19 protein-coding genes are annotated in these 18,511 nt (G+C 68.9%); 12 read left to right on the top strand and 7 right to left on the bottom strand.

Annotated features, from left to right (window positions below):
* Positions 1–24 precede the first annotated feature (24 nt).
* Together BM286_RS00745 and BM286_RS00750 are read right to left on the bottom strand one after the other, a co-directional pair.
* The gene (locus BM286_RS00745) at positions 25–525 is read right to left on the bottom strand and encodes an ACT domain-containing protein (protein ID WP_092919469.1); all 501 of its coding nucleotides are present in this window, start codon (positions 523–525) and stop codon (positions 25–27) included.
* A gap of 83 nt (positions 526–608) precedes the next feature.
* A complete protein-coding gene (locus BM286_RS00750; RefSeq protein ID WP_092919471.1) occupies positions 609–1,088 on the bottom strand; it encodes a DUF6789 family protein in 480 nt (159 codons plus the stop codon).
* Between the two features lie 239 nt (positions 1,089–1,327).
* Here BM286_RS00750 and BM286_RS00755 point away from each other — a divergent pair, with 239 nt between their 5' ends.
* Positions 1,328–3,526, top strand: a complete 2,199-nt coding sequence (locus tag BM286_RS00755) for an ATP-dependent DNA helicase (RefSeq protein ID WP_092919473.1) — start codon at positions 1,328–1,330, stop codon at positions 3,524–3,526.
* A 44-nt stretch (positions 3,527–3,570) separates the two neighbouring features.
* On the opposite strand, the gene BM286_RS00760 is transcribed toward BM286_RS00755, so the two are convergent.
* Positions 3,571–3,930, bottom strand: a complete 360-nt coding sequence (locus BM286_RS00760) for a DUF7473 family protein (protein WP_092919475.1) — start codon at positions 3,928–3,930, stop codon at positions 3,571–3,573.
* A gap of 141 nt (positions 3,931–4,071) precedes the next feature.
* Positions 4,072–4,632: a TATA-box-binding protein gene (locus BM286_RS00765; protein ID WP_092919477.1), complete on the bottom strand. Its 561-nt coding sequence runs from the start codon at positions 4,630–4,632 to the stop codon at positions 4,072–4,074.
* 84 nt (positions 4,633–4,716) lie between these two features.
* Between BM286_RS00765 and BM286_RS00770 the strand changes: the two genes are divergently transcribed.
* From BM286_RS00770 to rpiA, 3 genes are all read left to right on the top strand, one after another.
* Entirely contained in the window at positions 4,717–5,805 is a 1,089-nt protein-coding gene (locus tag BM286_RS00770; protein ID WP_092919479.1) for a methyltransferase domain-containing protein, read from the top strand.
* Between the two features lie 105 nt (positions 5,806–5,910).
* A complete protein-coding gene (locus tag BM286_RS00775) occupies positions 5,911–7,035 on the top strand; it encodes an ORC1-type DNA replication protein (protein WP_092919481.1) in 1,125 nt (374 codons plus the stop codon).
* 78 nt (positions 7,036–7,113) lie between these two features.
* The gene (rpiA, locus tag BM286_RS00780) at positions 7,114–7,848 is read left to right on the top strand and encodes a ribose-5-phosphate isomerase RpiA (RefSeq protein WP_092919483.1); all 735 of its coding nucleotides are present in this window, start codon (positions 7,114–7,116) and stop codon (positions 7,846–7,848) included.
* Positions 7,849–7,933: 85 nt separating this feature from the next.
* On the opposite strand, the gene BM286_RS00785 is transcribed toward rpiA, so the two are convergent.
* Positions 7,934–8,101, bottom strand: coding sequence for a DUF1931 family protein (locus BM286_RS00785; protein WP_004047560.1), 168 nt, complete (start codon positions 8,099–8,101; stop codon positions 7,934–7,936).
* A gap of 285 nt (positions 8,102–8,386) precedes the next feature.
* On the opposite strand from BM286_RS00785, the gene larB reads away from it, so the two are divergent.
* The 3 genes from larB to BM286_RS00795 all read left to right on the top strand — a co-directional run bounded on the left by larB (position 8,387) and on the right by BM286_RS00795 (position 9,866).
* Complete coding sequence (larB, locus tag BM286_RS00790) at positions 8,387–9,145, top strand: nickel pincer cofactor biosynthesis protein LarB (protein WP_092919485.1); 759 nt, start codon at positions 8,387–8,389, stop codon at positions 9,143–9,145.
* A gap of 192 nt (positions 9,146–9,337) precedes the next feature.
* Positions 9,338–9,490, top strand: coding sequence for a DUF7563 family protein (locus tag BM286_RS16020; RefSeq protein ID WP_008440770.1), 153 nt, complete (start codon positions 9,338–9,340; stop codon positions 9,488–9,490).
* A 106-nt stretch (positions 9,491–9,596) separates the two neighbouring features.
* Positions 9,597–9,866: a GIY-YIG nuclease family protein gene (locus tag BM286_RS00795; RefSeq protein ID WP_092919488.1), complete on the top strand. Its 270-nt coding sequence runs from the start codon at positions 9,597–9,599 to the stop codon at positions 9,864–9,866.
* A 15-nt stretch (positions 9,867–9,881) separates the two neighbouring features.
* Here the strand turns inward: BM286_RS00795 and hisG are convergent, their stop codons facing one another.
* Both hisG and BM286_RS00805 read right to left on the bottom strand, forming a co-directional pair.
* A complete protein-coding gene (gene hisG, locus BM286_RS00800) occupies positions 9,882–10,772 on the bottom strand; it encodes an ATP phosphoribosyltransferase (RefSeq protein ID WP_092919490.1) in 891 nt (296 codons plus the stop codon).
* A gap of 442 nt (positions 10,773–11,214) precedes the next feature.
* Positions 11,215–11,604, bottom strand: coding sequence for a hypothetical protein (locus BM286_RS00805; RefSeq protein WP_092919492.1), 390 nt, complete (start codon positions 11,602–11,604; stop codon positions 11,215–11,217).
* Positions 11,605–11,732: 128 nt separating this feature from the next.
* On the opposite strand from BM286_RS00805, the gene uvrB reads away from it, so the two are divergent.
* The 5 genes from uvrB to BM286_RS00830 all read left to right on the top strand — a co-directional run bounded on the left by uvrB (position 11,733) and on the right by BM286_RS00830 (position 18,335).
* Positions 11,733–13,787, top strand: a complete 2,055-nt coding sequence (uvrB, locus tag BM286_RS00810) for an excinuclease ABC subunit UvrB (RefSeq protein WP_092919494.1) — start codon at positions 11,733–11,735, stop codon at positions 13,785–13,787.
* 98 nt (positions 13,788–13,885) lie between these two features.
* Positions 13,886–14,416, top strand: a complete 531-nt coding sequence (locus BM286_RS00815; protein ID WP_092919496.1) for a hypothetical protein — start codon at positions 13,886–13,888, stop codon at positions 14,414–14,416.
* A gap of 76 nt (positions 14,417–14,492) precedes the next feature.
* On the top strand, positions 14,493–15,083 hold the full coding sequence (locus tag BM286_RS00820; protein WP_092919498.1) for a hypothetical protein: 591 nt from the start codon (positions 14,493–14,495) through the stop codon (positions 15,081–15,083).
* A 532-nt stretch (positions 15,084–15,615) separates the two neighbouring features.
* Positions 15,616–16,644: a ribonucleotide-diphosphate reductase subunit beta gene (locus BM286_RS00825; protein ID WP_092919500.1), complete on the top strand. Its 1,029-nt coding sequence runs from the start codon at positions 15,616–15,618 to the stop codon at positions 16,642–16,644.
* A gap of 2 nt (positions 16,645–16,646) precedes the next feature.
* Complete coding sequence (locus BM286_RS00830) at positions 16,647–18,335, top strand: ribonucleoside-diphosphate reductase subunit alpha (protein ID WP_092919502.1); 1,689 nt, start codon at positions 16,647–16,649, stop codon at positions 18,333–18,335.
* Positions 18,336–18,511 lie beyond the last annotated feature (176 nt).

Genomic DNA, 18,511 nt, shown 5'->3' on the forward strand with positions numbered 1-18,511 from the left:
GTCGCGGCGGCGGCCGACGGAGCCTCAGAAGCCGACGCGGCGGACGTACTCCAAGTCGCGGATCTCCACGAGCAGGTCGCCGGACAGGTCGGCGTCGGTGATCACGTACAGCTTCGGGTCGTCGGTGAACTCGGGGTCCTCGCTCAACACCTGCCGGATCGAGACGCCGCGGTCGGCCAGGATTCCGGTCACCTCGGCGACGATCCCGGCCTCGTCGGCGGCCGCGACCTCGATGGTGAGGACCGTGAGGTCCAACACCGGGGCCAGATCCATCAGGCTCGGGATCGACGAGATGTTGGTGAAGATGCGCTTCAGCTCGGGATCGGCCAGGATGGCGTCCGTCGTCGAGTCCACGACGCGCCGGTCGACGTCGAGCTCGCGCGCGATGCCGGTGTACGGGATCTCGATCCCGCCCGAGACGACCCGCCCCTCCTCGTTGACGGAGAAGCCGCGCTCCAAGAACAGTCGGATCACGGCCTGCTGGCTGGGTGATCCCTCGAACTTCTCGAGGATCTCGTCGAACATTCGTTACTAAGAGCGGTGTCGGCGCGGCGTGATAAATCAGGGTGCGTCGCGGCCGCCGAAACGCGGACGACTCGGTCCCGCGGTCAGTTCGCGAGGGCCGCGTACGCCCCGCCGAGCACGACCCCGTACGCGAGGTGCCCGACCGCGCTCATGGCGCTGACGTTGGGTAGCGGCGGGTTCGCCGGCGAGCCGACCGCGGAGAGCCAGATCGGCATCACGATCACCGCGAGCGCGACCCAGACCGCGATCCCGTAGGCCGCGCCGGCGCCGAGCGACTTCGACACGTCCCCGCCGACCGAAGGCCGCAGCCCGACGAGCGCGGCGAACCCGACGCCGAGGACCGCGCCGTGCGCCATGTGGATCACCCAGCCGACGAACGGGGCCGCCGGCGGCGCGAGGCCGTACATCGACGGGATCACGACTTCCAAGAGCGGAGCGGCGATCGCGTACGTCATCACGAGTCCGAAGACGGCGCTCCCGGCGAGCCCGCCGGCCACGCCCGCCTTCCAGTCTCCGGTCTCGGTCGATACCTCGCTCGTCGCGGTAGCCGTTTCGGTCGCCATGTCGTTCGGTCGACGGCGCCAGAAGCGGTAAAATACGCCGGAATTGTGCGGTCGGGACGCACTCTCCCGGCAGTTATATTTGATTCCTGAAACGATATCGAGGATTACGGAAAATTCGAGGCGAAAGCCTCGCGCTTTAGCGCGGGGAGGATGTCAAGACCGGAGAGATCCCCGCGGCGCCGGACCACTTCCGTCCCGCCACCCGACCCCTTTTGACCGGTGGCGCCGAACCCCATCCCGTGCCAGAGTCGCCGCACCTGCGGTTCTTCCCGTACGAGGAACCCTACCCGAACCAGCGCGAGGCGATGGACAGGGTCGCCAACGCGTTAGACCGGGGGCAGGACGTGCTGTTCGAGGGCGCGCCCGGGACGGGGAAGACCCTCTCCGCGCTCGTGCCCGCGCTCGAACACGCCCGCGAGCACGACCGCACGGTCGTCATCACGACCAACGTCCACCAGCAGATGCGGCAGTTCGTCGAGGACGCGCGCGCGATAACTCGCGAGGAGCCCATCCGCGCCGTCGTGTTCAAGGGGAAGTCGTCGATGTGTCACATCGACGTCGACTACCAGGAGTGTCAGACCCTCCGGGACACCACCCGCGAGATGGTGGAGACGGAGACCGAGGTCCGCGAACTGGAGTCGCGCCAGCGCGAACTGCTGGCCGAGAGCCGCGAGGGCGACGCGAGCGCCGCGGAGGCCCGCGAGGCGATCATGGAGGAGCTCGACGAGTTGGAGGGCGAGATCGACGAGTACGAGGCCGCCAACGTCTGCGAGCACTACCGTAACAACCTCACCCGCGACACGGACGACTTCTTCGCCTGGCTCTTCGACGACGTTCGGACTCCCGACGACGTGTACGAGTACGCCGAGGAGCGCGAGCTGTGCGGCTACGAGCTGCTGAAGGAGGGGATGGAGGGCGTCGACCTGGTCGTCTGTAACTACCACCACCTGCTCGACCCCAACATCCGCGAGCAGTTCTTCCGGTGGATCGACCGCGACCCGAGCGAGATAATCACCGTGTTCGACGAGGCGCACAACATCGAGGACGCCGCCCGCGACCACGCCACTCGGACGCTGACCGAGAACACTCTCGACGCCGCGCTCGACGAGCTCGCCGACAGCGACGACTCCCGGGCGGAACCCGCCGAGAACGTCCTCCGGGCCTTCCGCGACGCGCTCGTCGAGACGTACGAGGGCGCGGTCGGCTTCGGCGGCTCCGGCTCCGTGACGGAGAACTGGGAGGACGTTTCGATCGCCAACGACGACCGCCGAGACGACCTCACGCTGGCGTTCCTCCGAAACTACGAGGGGAACGGGATCGACGCCGAGACCGAGCTCGCGGTTCAGCTCGGACAGGCGATAGACGAGGAGTACGAGCGCCGCTACCGCGACGGGGAGGCGACGACCCGCTCGGAGTCGCAGACGCTCGCGGCCGCCCGGTTCGTCGCCACGTGGATGGACGAGGGGACGGAGTTCGGCCAGTACCCGGTGGTCTCCGTCCGGCGCGACGCGGGCACCGACGAGGTGTACGGGCGGGCGGAGCTGTACACCTGCATCCCGCGGAACGTCACCGCCGAGCTGTTCGACGAGGTGGCCGCCTCCGTCCTGATGAGCGCGACGCTGCGCCCGTTCGACGTGACCGAGGACGTGCTGGGGCTGGAGGACGCCGCCTCGATGGCCTACGAGATGGGATACCCCGAGGCGAACCGCCGGACGTTCGCGGCCGACGTGCCCCCGCTCTTCGCCTCCGAGCGCAGCGACCCGGAGACGCAGGCGGCGGTGTCGTCGCTGCTCCGGGACGCGATCCGGTTCACGCCCGGCAACACGCTGGCCTTCTTCCCGTCGTACGCCGAGGCCGAGCGCTACCACGAGCGGCTCACGGGCGGCGGGAGCGCCGCGGGCGGCGACGACCCCGACATCGGCCCGATCCACCTCGACGGTCCCGGCGAGGACGAGGAGCGACTCCGCAGCGAGTTCGTCGCGGACGACGGCGCCGCGCTGTTCACCTCGCTGTGGGGGACGCTCGGCGAGGGGGTGAGCTTCGACGGCGACGACGCCCGGACGGTCGTCGTGGTCGGCGTCCCGTACCCGCACCTCTCCGATCGGACCGAGGCTGTTCAGGACGCCTACGACCGGGCGTTCGCGGACCGCGACCGCGCCCGCGATCCGGGTTGGACCTACGCGGTCGAGATCCCGACGATCCGCAAGACCCGGCAGGCGATCGGTCGGGTGATCCGCGGCCCGGAGGACTTCGGCGTCCGGATCCTGGCCGACCGCCGCTACACGACCGCCGACATGGGGAAGTACTCGGTCCGATCCGCGTTCCCCCCGGAGGAACGCGAGGAACTGCTCGACGTCGACCCCGAGAAGCTGAAGTTCGCGATGCTGAACTTCTATCGGGACCACGACGCCTACGACGGCCCGCCGCCGTCGCCGTGAGGCGGTCGCGTGGGGTCGCCGTCTCGCGTGGGGTCGCCGTCGGCCTACCCCGGCATCGACGCGAGCAGGATCGAGACGAAGAACAGAACCATGCCGAGCAGCGTCGTGACCACCGCGTGGATCAGCGTCATCGCGGCCACGGCCCGCCGCGGCTGCCCGTAGCTCCACCAGAACATCGTTCCGTCGACGAGGAGCGCGGCGAGGACGATGAGCCCGCCGGGAGCGTCGAGCGCGTTGCCGGCAACGCTGATCACCGCCGGGAGCGGGCCGATGTAGAGGGCGCGCCGCGGGTCGACCGTGCCGAGGACGTTCCGGGCCGCGACGTGTGCGGTCACGGAGAGGAACAGCGCCAACAGGACGGTCGTCCCGAGCACGGAGACCGGCGTCACCGTCTGTAAGAGCATGGTCGACCTACGGGGCGGGGGGTAAAAGTGGTCGCGGAACGGGCTCGCGGTGCCGCCGCGCCGAATCCGCGTCGTCGTTTCGGGTCGAATCCGCGTCGTCGTTTCGGGTCGAATCCGCGTCGTCGTTTCGGGTCCGGTGTATCAGTCCAACAGCCCGAGTCCGTTCAGCTCCTCAACGATCACGTCGACGGCGGCCGCCGCGTCGTCGGGGCTCGTCCCGCCGGTGACGACCACCTTCCCGCTGCCGAACAGCAGCGCGACGACCTCCGGCTCGTCGAGCCGATAGACGAGCCCCGGGAACTGCTCCGGCTCGTACTCGATGTGTTCCAAGCCGAGGCCGATCGCGATCGCGTTCAGGTTCAGGCTCTCGCCCAGGTCGGCCGACGTGACGATGTTCTGGACCGTTATCTCCGGGTCCTCGATCGGAATCTGGAGCGCGCGGAGCTCCCCGAACACGATGTCGAGGCTCTCGTGGACCGCCTCGGTCGAGTTCGCGCCGGTACAGACGATCTTCCCCGACCGGAAGATCAGGGCGGCCGACTTCGGGTCCGTGGTGCGGTAGACGAGGCCGGGGAACTGCTCTGGGTCGTAGTCGGCGCCCTCGAGGTCCATCGCGACGCTCTGGAGATCGAGCTCCTGTCCGATCCCCGTGGAGGCGACGACGTTCTCTACGGTGATCGTCTCCTTCGGGTCGGCCGTCATCACCTCGATTCTCGCCCGAACGCACTTAAATGGTGGCTGGTCGGAACCGCCACGCTATTCCCGTCGCCGCGCCGAGCCGTCCGCGTGTACTGGCTCGAACTCGCCGGCGAGACCGACGCCTTCGCCGCCCGCGAGGCCGCGACCGCCGCGACCGGCGTCGACCTCCTCGCGCCGGGGGTCGCGCGCACCGGCGGGATCGACCCCGCCCGCGTCCGCCGGCTCGCGTACACCCGCGCCGCGCACGAGGCGGTCGTCCGGACCGACGCCGACGTCGACGCCGCGGTCGTCGCCCTCCGAGCGTCGTCGCTCGATCGGTCCGGGAGCGTCGCGGTCCGCGCCCGGAACGTCCGGGGGACGGCCGACGTCTCGACCGAGGCGGCCGAGCGCGAACTCGGCGGCGTCCTCGTCGACCGCGGGTTCGACGTCGACCTCGACGACCCCGACCACGTCCTCCGCGCGCTGTTCGCGGCCGGCCCGCGCGCCGATCACGACGCGGTCGCCGGCGCGGACGGCGGCGACGCGGACCTGTGCGCGCTCGGCTGGGTCGCGGTCGAGGCCGCCCGCGACTTCGCGCCGAACCCCACCGACCGCCCCTTCTTCCAGCCGGGGAGCATGGCGCCGGCCGACGCCCGCGCCTACGCCAACCTCGCGGGTGCGGCCCCGGGACGGACCCTGCTCGACCCGATGTGCGGTACCGGCGGCCTCCCGCTGGAGGCCGGCCTCGTCGGCGGCGACGCCGTCGCCTGCGACGCGCAGCCGAAGATGGTTCGCGGCGCCCGGGAGAACTTCCGCGAGTACCTCGGTCCTCCCGGCACCGACGGGTCCCCCGAGTGGCACGTCGCGCGCGGCGACGCGACCGCGCTCCCCTTCCCCGACGACGCGGTCGACGGGGTCGCGTTCGACGCCCCGTACGGGCGGCAGTCGAAGGTCGCGCGCCACGAGCTCGCGGACCTCGTCGCGGGCGCGCTCGCCGAGGCCGCCCGGGTCGCGCCGCGCGCGGTGCTGGTCGCGGACCGCGACTGGCGCGGCCCCGCCCGCGACGCCGGCTGGACGGTCGACGCCGCGTTCGAGCGCCGGGTCCACCGGTCGCTGACGCGCCACGTGCTGGTGTTGCGCCGCGAGGAGGCGGCGGGTCGGACGGGCGACCCCTCCGTCCCAGCGGACCGAGAGTGAACGACCGATCGGCGGAATCGCTCCGATCGGGCGCTCGCGCGACAAGTTTCAGTTTCGCCCCGCCGCCGGGCAACGGTTAAGTGCGCGGCCTCTCGTGGTACTCGCATGACCGGGGACGCCGGCGATATGCTCTCGTGGGACGAGTCGGTGTTCCGCGACGAGTCGGTGTTCGAGATCGACCACGTTCCCGAGACGTTCCGCCACCGCGAGAGCCAGCTGGAGAACCTCAAGTACGCGCTCCGCCCCGCGGTCCGCGGCTCGCGCCCGCTCAACACGATGGTCCGCGGACCGCCCGGCACCGGCAAGACCACGGCGGTCCAGAAGCTGTTCGGCGAGCTCGGCGCTCGGACCGAGGTGCGGACGGTACGCGTCAACTGCCAGGTCGACTCGACGCGCTACGCGGTGTTCTCCCGGCTGTTCGAGGGGATATTCGAGTACGAACCGCCCTCCTCGGGCATCTCCTTCAAGAAGCTGTTCGGCCAGATCACCGACCGGCTCGTTGAGGAGGACGAGGTGCTGGTCGTCGCCTTAGACGACGTCAACTACCTCTTCTACGAGAACGAGGCGTCCGACACGCTGTACTCGCTGCTCCGCGCCCACGAGGCGCACTCCGGCGCGAAGATCGGCGTCATCGTCGTCTCCTCCGACCTCGGCCTCGACGTGATCGACGACCTCGACACCCGGGTTCAGTCCGTCTTCCGTCCCGAGGAGGTGTACTTCCCCGTCTACGACGCCACCGAGATCTACGACATCCTCGCGGAGCGCGCCAAGCGCGGCTTCCACGAGGGGGTCATCGGCGACGCCGAGCTGGAGCGCGTCGCCGACCTCACCGCCGAGAGCGGGGACCTCCGGGTCGGGATCGACCTCCTGCGCCGGGCCGGGCTCAACGCCGAGATGCGCGCCTCGAAGACGATCTCCGAGGCGGACGTCGAGGAGGCGTACGACAAGTCGAAGCACGTCCACCTCTCGCGGTCGCTCCGCGGGCTCTCGGAGTCCGAGCGCGACCTCGTCCGCGTCCTCGCCGAACACGACGGCGAGCGCGCCGGCGCGGTGTACGACGCGTTCAACGACAAGACCGACCTCGGCTACACCCGCTACTCCGAGATCATCAACAAGCTCGACCAGCTCGGCGTGATCGACGCGGAGTACGCCGACGTCGACGGCCGCGGCCGCTCGCGGGAGCTGTCCCTGGCGTACGACGCCGAGGCGGTGTTGGACCGGCTGGAGTGACGGCGACGCCGGCCGCACCCGCACCGGCGTCGGTTCCCGCCCGACGCCTTTTCAACGCCGCCGCACGCAGTCGCTCTCATGAAGACGAGCGGCGGGAGCGACGCGGCGAAGCGACGCGCCGGCGAGTCGGCGGCCGAGGCGGCGACCGACGGCGACGTGGTCGGGCTGGGGACCGGCTCGACGGCGGCGCACGCGATCCGGCGGCTCGGCGACCGGGTCGACGCCGGCCTCGACGTCCGGGGGGTTCCCACCTCCTTCGCGAGCCGCGAACTCGCGGCCGAGGAGGGGATCCCCCGCCTCGACCTCTCCGAGGCGGTCGGTCCCGACGGGCCGGGGATCGACATCGCGATCGACGGCGCCGACCAGGTGGCGACCGGCGGCGAGGCGGGCGACGCCCTCGTCTCCGGCGGGGAACTTATAAAAGGCGGCGGCGCGGCGCACGCCCGCGAGAAGCTCGTCGACGCCGCGGCCGACCGCTTCCTCGTGGTCGTCGACCCCTCGAAGGAGTCGCCGCGGCTGGACCGATCGCTTCCGATCGAGGTGCTCCCCGCGGGACGGACCGCGGTCGCCGCGGCGGTCCGGGAGGCCGGCGGCGAGCCGACGCTGCGACGCGCGGACCGGAAGGACGGGCCCGTGGTGACCGACAACGGGAACCTCGTCCTCGACTGCGCGTTCGGTGAGATCACCGACCCCGCCGCCCTGTCGACGACGCTGTCCGCGACTCCGGGCGTCGTCGAACACGGACTCTTCGTCGGGCTCGCGGACGAGGTCCACGTCGGGACGGCGTCGGGCGTCCGCGTCGACGAGGTCTGACCGAGCCGTCGCGGCGAACCGGTCGACGTCGCGGCCGCTCGGCGGTCGGCGTCCGAATAAAAGCGGTACGGAAACGAGTTCCGTCTTAGAGGTCGCGCGGCTGGACCGTCTTCCGGTCGTTGGCCTCGGCGCGGCGCGCGGCGTCTTCGAGCAGCTCGTCCACTTCGTCGTCCAGCGCGTCGTAGAAGTCCGAAGCGACGTTCTTGTCGTCCAGGGCTTCCTTGACGGCCGCTTTGACAATAAGGTCTGCCATGCGCTCGACGATATCCGTCGACAGTTAATAAGAGTTCCTGAATTCGACCGCGAGGGGCGCCGTGACGCCGGTTCGCGGAGGGCCGCGAACACAACCACTTATATATCTTGTGAGATTCCCGTCTCGGCGTCGACTCGAACTCGGTCCGGGGCCGCCTCGCAGCCCACTCGTTCGGGTCGCGTGGCGCTCGGTGCGCGTACAGGCCCCGTCGCTCGGTTTCGCGCGCGGCGCGTCCCCGGGCGCCGAACCGACAGGTTCGACCGGCTCCCCGGTCGACGGTCGTCCATGCGAGAGACGTTGGCGGCGCTCGAGGCGGGCGATATCGGGATCGAGGAGGCGGAGTCGCGGCTGGCGGGCTACGCGACCACGGACGCGGGGCGGTTCGACGCCGCCCGCGAGCGGCGTCGCGGGATCCCCGAGGCGATCCTCGCGGAGGGAAAGACGCCCGCCGAGGTCGCCGCGCTGGCCGCGACGGCGCTCGACACCACGGGCCGAGCGCTGGTGACGCGCGCGGACGAGTCCACGGCGGAGGCGGTCGCGTCGGCGGTCGACGTGGACGCGACGGTCGACCGCGACGACCGGGTCGGGACCGTCGTCGCGCACGCCGCCGGGTTCGAGCCGCCGTCGCTCGACGCCGCGGTCGCGGTCGTGGCCGCCGGCACCGCGGACGCGCCGGTCGCCGGTGAGGCGGCGGTCGTCGCCCGCGAGGTCGGGGCGACGGTCGACCGGGTCGACGACGTCGGCGTCGCCAACCTCGACCGGATCCTCGATCAGGTCGACCGGATCCGCGAGGCCGACGCCGTCGTCGTGGCGGCGGGCCGCGAGGGCGCCCTCCCCACCGTCGTCGCCGGCCTCGTCGGCGCCCCCGTGATCGCCCTCCCGGTCTCGACCGGCTACGGCGTCGGCGGCGAGGGCGTCGCGGCGCTGGCGGGCGCGCTCCAGTCGTGTTCCGTGCTCACGACCGTCAACGTCGACGCCGGCTTCGTCGCCGGCGCGCAGGCCGGCCTGATCGCCCGTGCGGTCGACGCGGCGCGGGCCGAGTGAGCGCCCTCGTCCGCCGCGGTCGGGGGTCGCTCGGGACCCCGGTCGACGGCCCCGATCGGTCCCCGTCGGACCCGTCGATCGCCGGGGACCTCGGCTCGCATTAAACGCGCGAATACCGGAAGTCGACGGGCCCGAGAAAGGGTATTTGTTCGTCCAGTCCCTACCGACTTTGCCGACGCACGTCGGCACCACATGCCACGCTGTGACCACTGCGGGTCGCACGTCTCGGACCGCTTCGCGCGCGTTTTCGCGGACGAGCGCGGCGACCTGAACGCGTGCCCGAAATGCTCCGCGAACGCGGGCATCGCCGAGGTGTCTCGCGAGCGGACTCGAACCGGGGACTGACCGGCCGAACGCCGATCGAAGACCGAGCGCACCGAGAGCGGCGGCGCCGTCTTCCGGCTTCGGGCGCATCCCCACGCATTTTGCGCTCGCGCTCGCACGGTCGCCCGTGGCCGACCACCACGTGTACGTGATCGAGTGCGCCGACGGCACCCTCTACACCGGGTACACGACCGACGTGGAGCGCCGCGTCGCCGAACACGACGCCGGCGAGGGCGCGAAGTACACCCGCGGTCGGACCCCCGTCACCCTGCGCCACGTCGAGTCGTTCGCCTCGCAGTCGGCGGCGATGTCGAGGGAGCACGCGATCAAGTCGCTGTCGCGCGCGGAGAAGGAGCGGCTGATCGGCGGGGACGGTGAGGGCGACGGCGAAAGCTGAGGGTTCCGACCCCGTTCACTCGACGAGCCGTTCGATCTCGGTGACGAGGATACCGGTCGCGCCGACCGACCGGAGCTCGGAGATGGTCTCGAACACGTCGCGCTCGTCGACGACGGCGTGGACCGCCACCATCCCGTTGCCGTCCTCGTCGGCCTCGACGTCCATCACCGTCGGGCCGCCGAGCCCGGGGATCACGTCTTTCACGTCGTCGAGCCGCGCCTTCGGCGCGTTCATCATCAGGTAGCGGCGGCCGTCCGCCGCGAGGACGGACTCGAAGGCGGTCACCACCTGGTCGACCTTCGCGTCGTCGACGACCTCGGGCCGAGCGAACAGCCGCACCGAGGAGTCGAGCACGTCGTCGATCACGGCCAGCCGGTTCACCTTCAGCGTCGTCCCCGTCGAGGTGATGTCGACGATGGCGTCGGCCATGTCGACGTGCGGGGTCAGCTCCGTCGCGCCCGTCACCGTGACCACGTCGGCGTCGACGCCCACGCGGTCGAGGTACTCGCCGGTGACGTTCGGGAACTCGGTGGCGATCGTCCGCCCCGCGAGGTCCTCGACGGCCGCCACGTCGCCGTCCTCGGGCGCCGCGAGGACGAGCTTACAGGAGCCGTACCCCAGATCGAGCAGGTCGACGAGGTCGCCGTCGGCCGCGGACGCGGCGTCGTCCGCCACCCCGCCGGACTCGGCCGCCTGATCGAGGCCCGTGACGCCGAGGTCGGCCGCGCCGTCGCGGACGTACTCGGGGATGTCGGCCGCCCGCGCGAACAGCACCGTCACGTCCTCGTCGACGGTGTCGGCGTACAGCTGGCGGTCGGCGGTCTCCTCGACGTGGAGCCCCGCGCGCTCCAACAGCGAGAGCGTCGGCTCGTGTAGGCGGCCCTTGTTGGGGACGGCGATGCGCATACGCGACGACTCGCGGGGACAGGGGGAAACGTTTTCGTCCGGCCGTCGCCGGGAGCGGGAAGCCGAACGCCTCGTGGTGGCGCGTGCCTGCGAGGCCGCTTCGCGGCCGAGCCGCGAGGGACCGGAGGTCCCTCTGGAAGCCGGCGCGAAGCGCCGGCGACAGCACCGCGCGAGGGAGTTGCGAGCGAAGCGAGCGACGAGGCTGGGGAGGCGTGAGGTGCGGTCGCTGTGCGGAGCGGGTGGACTCAGAGGGGCAGCCGCGAGGGCGGTGGTGGCCGCAAGTAAGCACCGCACCGAGCACCGCGAGCCAGGAGCGCAGCAAGGCCCCCGAGCCGTCGCGGCCGGGGCTTTAGAGGCGTTCACCGCCGAATCCAGTTCTAGTCACGTATCGCCGAGCGGCCGGGGATCCGGATGCTTCGATCACCTCTCCCGACCGAGGAATTCAGCCCGCGACCGCATCGAATCTCGTTCTCACCACCCAGTGCGCGACGGGGAGACAGCCGGCGAACGCGATCGGCCACGTGGTCAACTGCGAGGTCGGATCGGGCGGCGACACGAGACTCCCGACGACCAATCCACCGAGACCGGCGATAACGACGGTGGCGGTGGCTCGCTCCAGTCGGGACGGCGGCCACTCCCGGGACCGACCGCGACGCCACCACAGCAGGTAGTAGAACAACACAATTCCCGAGAGCGGTGCGAGAACGCCCCAAACGGCCGGATAGTCGCTCCCGCGAGCGTGGGCGTCGAAGTTGACCCAGACGCCGGACGCGAGCCAGACGGACAGGACGAGGGCGGCGCCGAACGCGACGGCGGGTGTGAGGAGGGACACGATCGAGTGTTCAGCCCGATCGGTAATCGGTCTTCCCCCAGAATGAATCGTCCGCGCGAGACCGATTTCTTCGAAGTCACCGACGTAGCCGCGCCGCTCAAGTGCCTCGCCGCCCAACGACGCGTATCGTGAGCGACGCCGACTCCCCCCTCTCGGAGGACCGCCCGACCGTCGACCGCCCGCTCCGCGTCGACGCCCCGTTCGAGCCCGCGGGCGACCAGCCGGAGGCGATAGAGCAACTGGTCGAGGGGTTCGAGTCGGGCGCGGACAAGCAGACGCTGCTCGGCGTCACCGGCTCTGGGAAGACGAACACCGTCTCGTGGGTCGCCGAGGAGTTAGACCAGCCCACCCTCGTACTCGCCCACAACAAGACGCTCGCGGCCCAGCTGTACGAGGAGTTCCGCGAGCTGTTCCCGGACAACGCCGTCGAGTACTTCGTCTCGTACTACGACTACTACCAGCCGGAGGCGTACGTCGAGCAGACGGACACGTTCATCGACAAGGAGATGTCGATCAACGAGGAGATCGACCGCCTGCGCCACTCCGCGACGCGCTCGCTGCTCACCCGCGACGACGTGATCGTGGTCGCGAGCGTCTCCGCCATCTACGGGCTCGGCGACCCGGGGAACTACCGCGACATGGCGCTCCGCCTCGAAGTCGGCGAGCAGGTCGGCCGCGAGGAGCTGCTCGCCCGGCTCGTCGACCTGAACTACGAGCGCAACGACGTGGACTTCACGCAGGGCACCTTCCGCGTGCGGGGCGACACCGTCGAGATATACCCGATGTACGGGCGGTACGCGGTGCGGGTCGAGCTGTGGGGCGAGGAGATCGACCGGATGCTCAAGGTGGACCCGATGCACGGCGAGGTCGTGAGCGAGGAGCCCGCCGTCATGCTCCACCCGGCGGAGCACTACTCGATCCCGGACGACAAACTGGAGCAGGCAATCGCGGAGATCGAGGAGCTGATGGCGAAGCGGGTCAGCTACTTCGAGCGACAGGGCGACCTCGTCGCCGCCCAGCGCATCGAGGAGCGCACCACCTTCGACCTGGAGATGCTCCGGGAGGCCGGCTACTGCTCGGGGATCGAGAACTACTCGGTCCACATGGACGACCGCGAGTCCGGCGACGCGCCCTACACCCTGCTCGACTACTTCCCCGACGACTTCCTCACCGTCGTCGACGAGTCCCACCAGACGATCCCCCAGATCAAAGGCCAGTACGAGGGCGACAAGTCGCGGAAGGACTCGCTCGTCGAGAACGGGTTCCGGCTCCCGACCGCGTACGACAACCGCCCCCTCACCTTCGAGGAGTTCGAGGCGAAGACCGACCGCACCCTCTACGTCTCGGCGACGCCCGGCGACTACGAGCGCGAGACCTCCGACCGGATCGTCGAGCAGATCGTCCGCCCGACCCACCTCGTCGACCCGAAGGTGGAGGTGACGGGCGCCACGGGACAGGTCGACGACCTCCTCGAGCGCGTCGACGAGCGGATCGAGCGCGACGAGCGGGTCCTCGTCACCACGCTCACCAAGCGGATGGCCGAGGACCTCACGGAGTACTTCGAGGAGGCCGGGATCGACGTGGCGTACATGCACGACGAGACGGACACCCTCGAACGCCACGAGATCATCCGCGACCTCCGCTTGGGCAACATCGACGTGCTCGTCGGCATCAATCTGCTCCGGGAGGGGCTCGACATCCCGGAGGTCTCCCTCGTCGCCATCCTCGACGCCGACCAGGAGGGATTCCTCCGCTCCACCACGACGCTCGTCCAGACGATGGGGCGGGCCGCCCGCAACGTCAACGGCGAGGTCGTCCTCTACGCCGACGAGGTGACGGATTCGATGGAGGCCGCGATCGAGGAGACCCAGCGCCGCCGCGAGATCCAGCTCGAGTACAACGAGCAGCACGGGTACGAGGCGACCACCATCGACAAGCCGGTGGGCGAGACGAACCTCCCCGGCTCGAAGACGGACACCTCGAACGTGAGCGTCGGCGACGTGGAGAGCGAAGACGAGGCGGAAGCGCAGATCGAGGCGCTCGAAGACCGCATGGACGAGGCCGCGAGCAACCTCGAGTTCGAGCTGGCGGCGGACATCCGCGACCGGATCGCGGAGCTGCGGCGCGCGTTCGAGATCGACGCGGGCGACGAGGGAGTCCCGGCGCCGGCGATGGACGAGTAGCGGTCGGAGCGCCCCCGCACGTCGACCCCGCGGCTCCGATTCTCAGTCCGCGTCACCGTGACGACGGGGTTTTACCTCGCTGCGTCGGAGGCGGGCACGTGTACCGTCGCGCGGTCGTCGCCGGCGCGCTCGCCGTCGCCACCGGCGGGTGCGTCGACCGCCTCCACGACGTCGCCGCCTCGACGCCCGGCGACCTCGGCGTGCGGAGCCGGTACGTCGACGGCAACCCGATGGTCGACGACCGCAGCGTGCTCGCGCGCCCCGAGGAGCTGGTGACGCACGCGGCCTCCTTCCGTTCCGCCGCCGCGGCCCGCGGCGCGCTCAAACCCGACGCGACCGAGTCCCGGGCGTTCGTCGAGCGCACCGACTTCGTCGACGACGGCGGCGACGCGATCCTCGTGATCGCCCAGCGGCTCACCGCGCCCGAGGTCCGGCTCCGCCTCGGCGGGATCAGCCGCACGGGCGACCGCTCGCTCCGGATCGCCGTCGACCGGGGCGGCGTCCGCGGCGAGGTCGAGACCGACGAGCCGGTCGTGAAGACGCTCCTGTTGCGACTCACAGACGAACGCGGGCCGCCGGAGCGCGTGATCGTCGTCATCGGCGACGGGCGCGCCGGAATCACGGTGTGAGTGCGCTCGGCCCGAGGCGCCCCTTCCTCGACTCGGTCCCGCGATCGTTTTGTGATCGGAACGCGTCCGACCCTCCATGTCACTCCGCAGTCGGCTCCTCGGATCGGCCCTCCTCGTCGTCGGCGTCGCCGCGATCGCGGCCACGGTTTCCCTCGCCCCCACGGTCCCTCCGGAACCGGCGGCCGACTCGGTATCGCTCATCGTTCCCACGCCGTACTCCCTCATCGCGACGCCGCCCCTCCTCGCGCTCGGTTCGGTGTTCCTGGTGGGCGGGGCCGCCGCGTTCGCCGACGCGACCCTCTCGGCGCGCGCGACGCTCGTCGCGCCCGTCCTCGGCGGGATCGCCGCGTTCGCACTCGTCACCGGCGTCGTCACCGCGCCCGCGGCGACCCTCCCGGCGCTCGCCGAGGCGGACGCGCTGGTGGCCCTGACCTCCGGGCCGCCCGGTACCATCGCGACCGGTGCCGTCGGCGGCGGCGCCGTGGCGCCGATCGTCCGTGCGACGATCGCCGAGGACACCGCCGCGCTGCTCGCGGGGTCGGTCCTGCTGTTCGCCGCGCTCGCGGCGGGGGCGTCGGACCCCGTCTCGCTGGTCGGCGGCGGGGTCGGCGGCGCTCTCGCGGTCGGCGTGCTCTGGGCGGTTGATCCCGATCGCTGGCGGCCCTGACTGACTCCCGACCGGTCGCCCCCGATCAGTTCCCCGACCGATCGCTCTCCGTCTCCAGTCGATGTCGCGGTCGGCCCCGCGAGTCGCCGCCTCCTTCCGGGTGCGATCGGTGTTGTCCGCGTCTCACGTCTCGTCGCCCGCTCGCGCCCGGCTCCGGGCTCGCGCTTCTCGCCGAACCGTTCGGCTGAGTCCTCGCACTTGGACTACCGTGGGGGGCTTGACGCCGCCAGTTTAGAACTGTAGCGATCCCCCGTAACCGGAGATCACTACTCAGTCCCCGTCTCCGTACCGCCCGTTCGTGGATCGGAGGAACAACCCCGCTCCCCACTATGAAAGTGAAATTGTTGTACTACAATTTTGTTGGTAATACTTATACCAGTGGAGTCTGTGTGGTCCGATACGGTTCACACGGCTACACACACGGTGCGCTGTGAGACCGTCTCCCGAGCGACACGACAGCGGTCGGACTCACCAGACTGACGATAGACAGTGGCAGCGGCAATCCAACGCAATCGGTCATGTTTGAGACGCGATGAGTGAAAGCGAAAACGCAAACACGAACGCGAGTACAGGCGCAGATACAGAGCCGGACATTTTCTCGGAGAGAACGCAGCTGAAGCCCTACGAGTACAGCGAGTTCCTCGACTACGTCGAGGCGATTCGGAACAGCTACTGGGTGCACACGGAGTTTAATTTCGACGGCGACGTCCAAGACTTCAAGGTCAACACGACGCCCGCCGAGCAGACGGTTATCAAGCGGACGATGTTGGCTATCGCGCAGATCGAGGTGCAGGTGAAGACGTTCTGGTCGGACATCTACGAGGAGATGCCCAAAGCCGAGGTCGGGAACGTGGGCATGACCTTCGCGGAAAGCGAGGTGCGGCACATGGACGCGTACAGTCACCTACTGGATGTCTTAGGGATCACGGACGACTTCGAGCAGGTGACCGAGGAGCCGGCGATCAAAGAGCGGATCGAGTACCTCGACGAGTATCTGGAGAAGAGCGAGAGCGACGACGAGCGGGAGTACGTGATGAGCATCCTGCTGTTCAGCACGTTCGTCGAGCACGTGTCGCTGTTCAGCCAGTTTCTCATCATGACGAGCTTCGACAAGCACGAAAAGAAGTTCACGGGGATAGCGAACGCCGTCGAAGCGACCAGCAAGGAGGAGCAGATTCACGGGCTGTTCGGGGTCGAGCTGGTGGAGACGATCAGAGCGGAGAACCCGGACCTCTTCGACGACGACTTCGAGGAGGACGTCCAGGAGGCCTGTCGGCAGGCCTACGAGGCGGAGACGGAGATTCTGGACTGGATATTCGCCGACGGCGAGCTGGAGTTCCTCCCCAGGGCGCAGGTCGACGCGTTCCTGCGAGACCGGTTCAATCAGAGCTTGGAGAACGTCGGCGTGGAACCGATATTCGAGACGGACGACGACCTGCTCGAAGAGACGCGCTGGTTCGACGAGGACATCATGATGACGAAGGATAACGACTTCTTCAGCAAGCGGTCGACCACGTACAACAAACACACGCAGAGCGTTACCGCGGAGGACATGTTCTAACGATGGCACAAACAGCACTCGACGGCGTTGCGGAACAGCATAATGAACCGTTTTACTGGCTGAACGAGGACAGCAGGGAGTTCCTCAGAGAGGGATACCTGATCGAGGGTGTCGAAGCGGAAGAGCGAGTCAGACAGATAGCGGAGCGCGCCGAAGAGATCCTCGGCGAAGAGGGCTTCGCGGACAGGTTCTACGAGTACATGAGCCGCGGCTTCTACAGTCTCGCCAGCCCGGTGTGGGCCAACTTCGGACTGGACAGAGGCCTCCCTATCAGCTGTTTCGGCAGCTACATGGAGGACAACATCGAGAGTATCCTCTACACCCAAGCCGAGGTGGGTGAGATGACCAAGCAGGGCGGCGGCACGAGCGGGTACTTCGGCGAGCTGCGGCCGCGGGGCAGTCAGATAACGAACAACGGCAAGAGCAACGGGAGTTACAGCTTCACGGAGCTGTTCGACACGATCATTAACGTCATTAGTCAGGGCGAAACCCGGCGCGGGCAGTTCGCCGGCTACATCGACGTCGAACACGACGACCTGGAGGAGTGGCTCAACATCAAAACCGAGGGGGACCCGGTACAGGACATCTACTACGGCGTCATCGTCGGCGACGACTGGTTTCAGGCGATGATCGACGGCGACGAGGAGAAGCGGGAGACCTGGGCGGACATCATCGAGACCCGGATCAACGTCGGCGTTCCGTACATCATCTTCCGGGGGAACATGAACGAGGGGAAGCCGCAGGTGTACAAGAACAAGGACTACCAGATAAACGCGTCCAACCTCTGTACCGAGATCGCGCTGCCGGCCACCGCGGACGAGAGCTTCGTCTGCTGTCTCTCGAGCATGAACGCGCTCCACTACGACGAGTGGAAGGACACCGACGCGGTGGAGACGCTGACCCGGTTCCTCGACGCGGTGATGGAGGAGTTCATCCAGCGCACGGAGGGAGTCCGGTTCATGGAGCGGGCCGTGCGGTTCGCGAAGCGGCACAGAGCGATCGGGATCGGCGTCCTCGGGTGGCACAGCTACCTCCAGAGCGAGATGATCCCCTTCGACAGCATGGAGGCGATGGAGAAGAACGAGGAGATATTCCGGACGATCAGAGAACGGAGCTACGAGGCGAGCGAAGCGCTTGCCGACGAGTTCGGAGAGCCGGAGGTTCTCGAAGGGTACGGTAGGCGGAACACGACGACGATGAGCGTGGCCCCGACGAAATCGAGCAGCGTCATTCTGGGTCAGGTCAGCCCGAGCATCGAGCCGCTGAAATCGAACTACTTCGTGCGAGACGGTGCGAAGCTGAAGTCGACGCAGAAGAACAGATTCCTTCAAGCGATACTGGCCGAGCGGGGCAAGGACACCCGCGAGGTCTGGGACAGCATCGCGAATAAAGACGGGAGCGTCCAGCATCTCGACTGTCTGACGGACAGAGAGAAAGAGGTGTTCAAGACCTTCGCCGAGATACCGCAGATGGCGATAATCAACCAGGCGGCACAGAGGCAGAAACACATCGACCAATCACAGAGCGTGAACGTCTCGATCGACCCGAGCGAAGTGAGCGTCAAGGAGATCAATCAGCTCTACATAGAGGCTTGGAAGAAAGGGGTCAAGAGCCTCTACTATCAGCACAGTGTGAACGCCGCGCAGAAGTTCAGCCGAGACATTCTCGAGTGTCGGGCCTGTGAGAGCTGATCGCTACTCGTAATCGGTTCGCATACCGTCCCGGTCTCCGTCTTCGACTCCAGGTCGACATCCCGATCCGCCTCGTGGTCGACATCTTTGGATCCGGAAACGTCGGCAACTCGGGCGATGTCGGCGGCGCGGCCGCCGTCGGGCCGCTCTGAGTCGTCGATCCCGACCGCTGGCGG

Origin of the sequence: Halorubrum sodomense (assembly GCF_900111935.1) — an archaeon.
Lineage (GTDB): Archaea > Halobacteriota > Halobacteria > Halobacteriales > Haloferacaceae > Halorubrum > Halorubrum sodomense.

Coding starts and splice junctions, on each gene's coding strand:
- rpiA (WP_092919483.1), top strand. CDS start 7,114: ATGAAGACGAGCGGCGGGAGCGACGCGGCGAAGCGACGCGCCGGCGAG.
- BM286_RS16020 (WP_008440770.1), top strand. CDS start 9,338: ATGCCACGCTGTGACCACTGCGGGTCGCACGTCTCGGACCGCTTCGCG.
- hisG (WP_092919490.1), bottom strand. CDS start 10,772: ATGCGCATCGCCGTCCCCAACAAGGGCCGCCTACACGAGCCGACGCTC.
- BM286_RS00765 (WP_092919477.1), bottom strand. CDS start 4,632: ATGACGGCCGACCCGAAGGAGACGATCACCGTAGAGAACGTCGTCGCC.
- BM286_RS00830 (WP_092919502.1), top strand. CDS start 16,647: ATGGCACAAACAGCACTCGACGGCGTTGCGGAACAGCATAATGAACCG.
- BM286_RS00820 (WP_092919498.1), top strand. CDS start 14,493: ATGTCACTCCGCAGTCGGCTCCTCGGATCGGCCCTCCTCGTCGTCGGC.
- BM286_RS00745 (WP_092919469.1), bottom strand. CDS start 525: ATGTTCGACGAGATCCTCGAGAAGTTCGAGGGATCACCCAGCCAGCAG.
- BM286_RS00775 (WP_092919481.1), top strand. CDS start 5,911: ATGACCGGGGACGCCGGCGATATGCTCTCGTGGGACGAGTCGGTGTTC.
- BM286_RS00825 (WP_092919500.1), top strand. CDS start 15,616: ATGAGTGAAAGCGAAAACGCAAACACGAACGCGAGTACAGGCGCAGAT.
- larB (WP_092919485.1), top strand. CDS start 8,387: ATGCGAGAGACGTTGGCGGCGCTCGAGGCGGGCGATATCGGGATCGAG.
- BM286_RS00785 (WP_004047560.1), bottom strand. CDS start 8,101: ATGGCAGACCTTATTGTCAAAGCGGCCGTCAAGGAAGCCCTGGACGAC.
- BM286_RS00750 (WP_092919471.1), bottom strand. CDS start 1,088: ATGGCGACCGAAACGGCTACCGCGACGAGCGAGGTATCGACCGAGACC.
- BM286_RS00760 (WP_092919475.1), bottom strand. CDS start 3,930: ATGCTCTTACAGACGGTGACGCCGGTCTCCGTGCTCGGGACGACCGTC.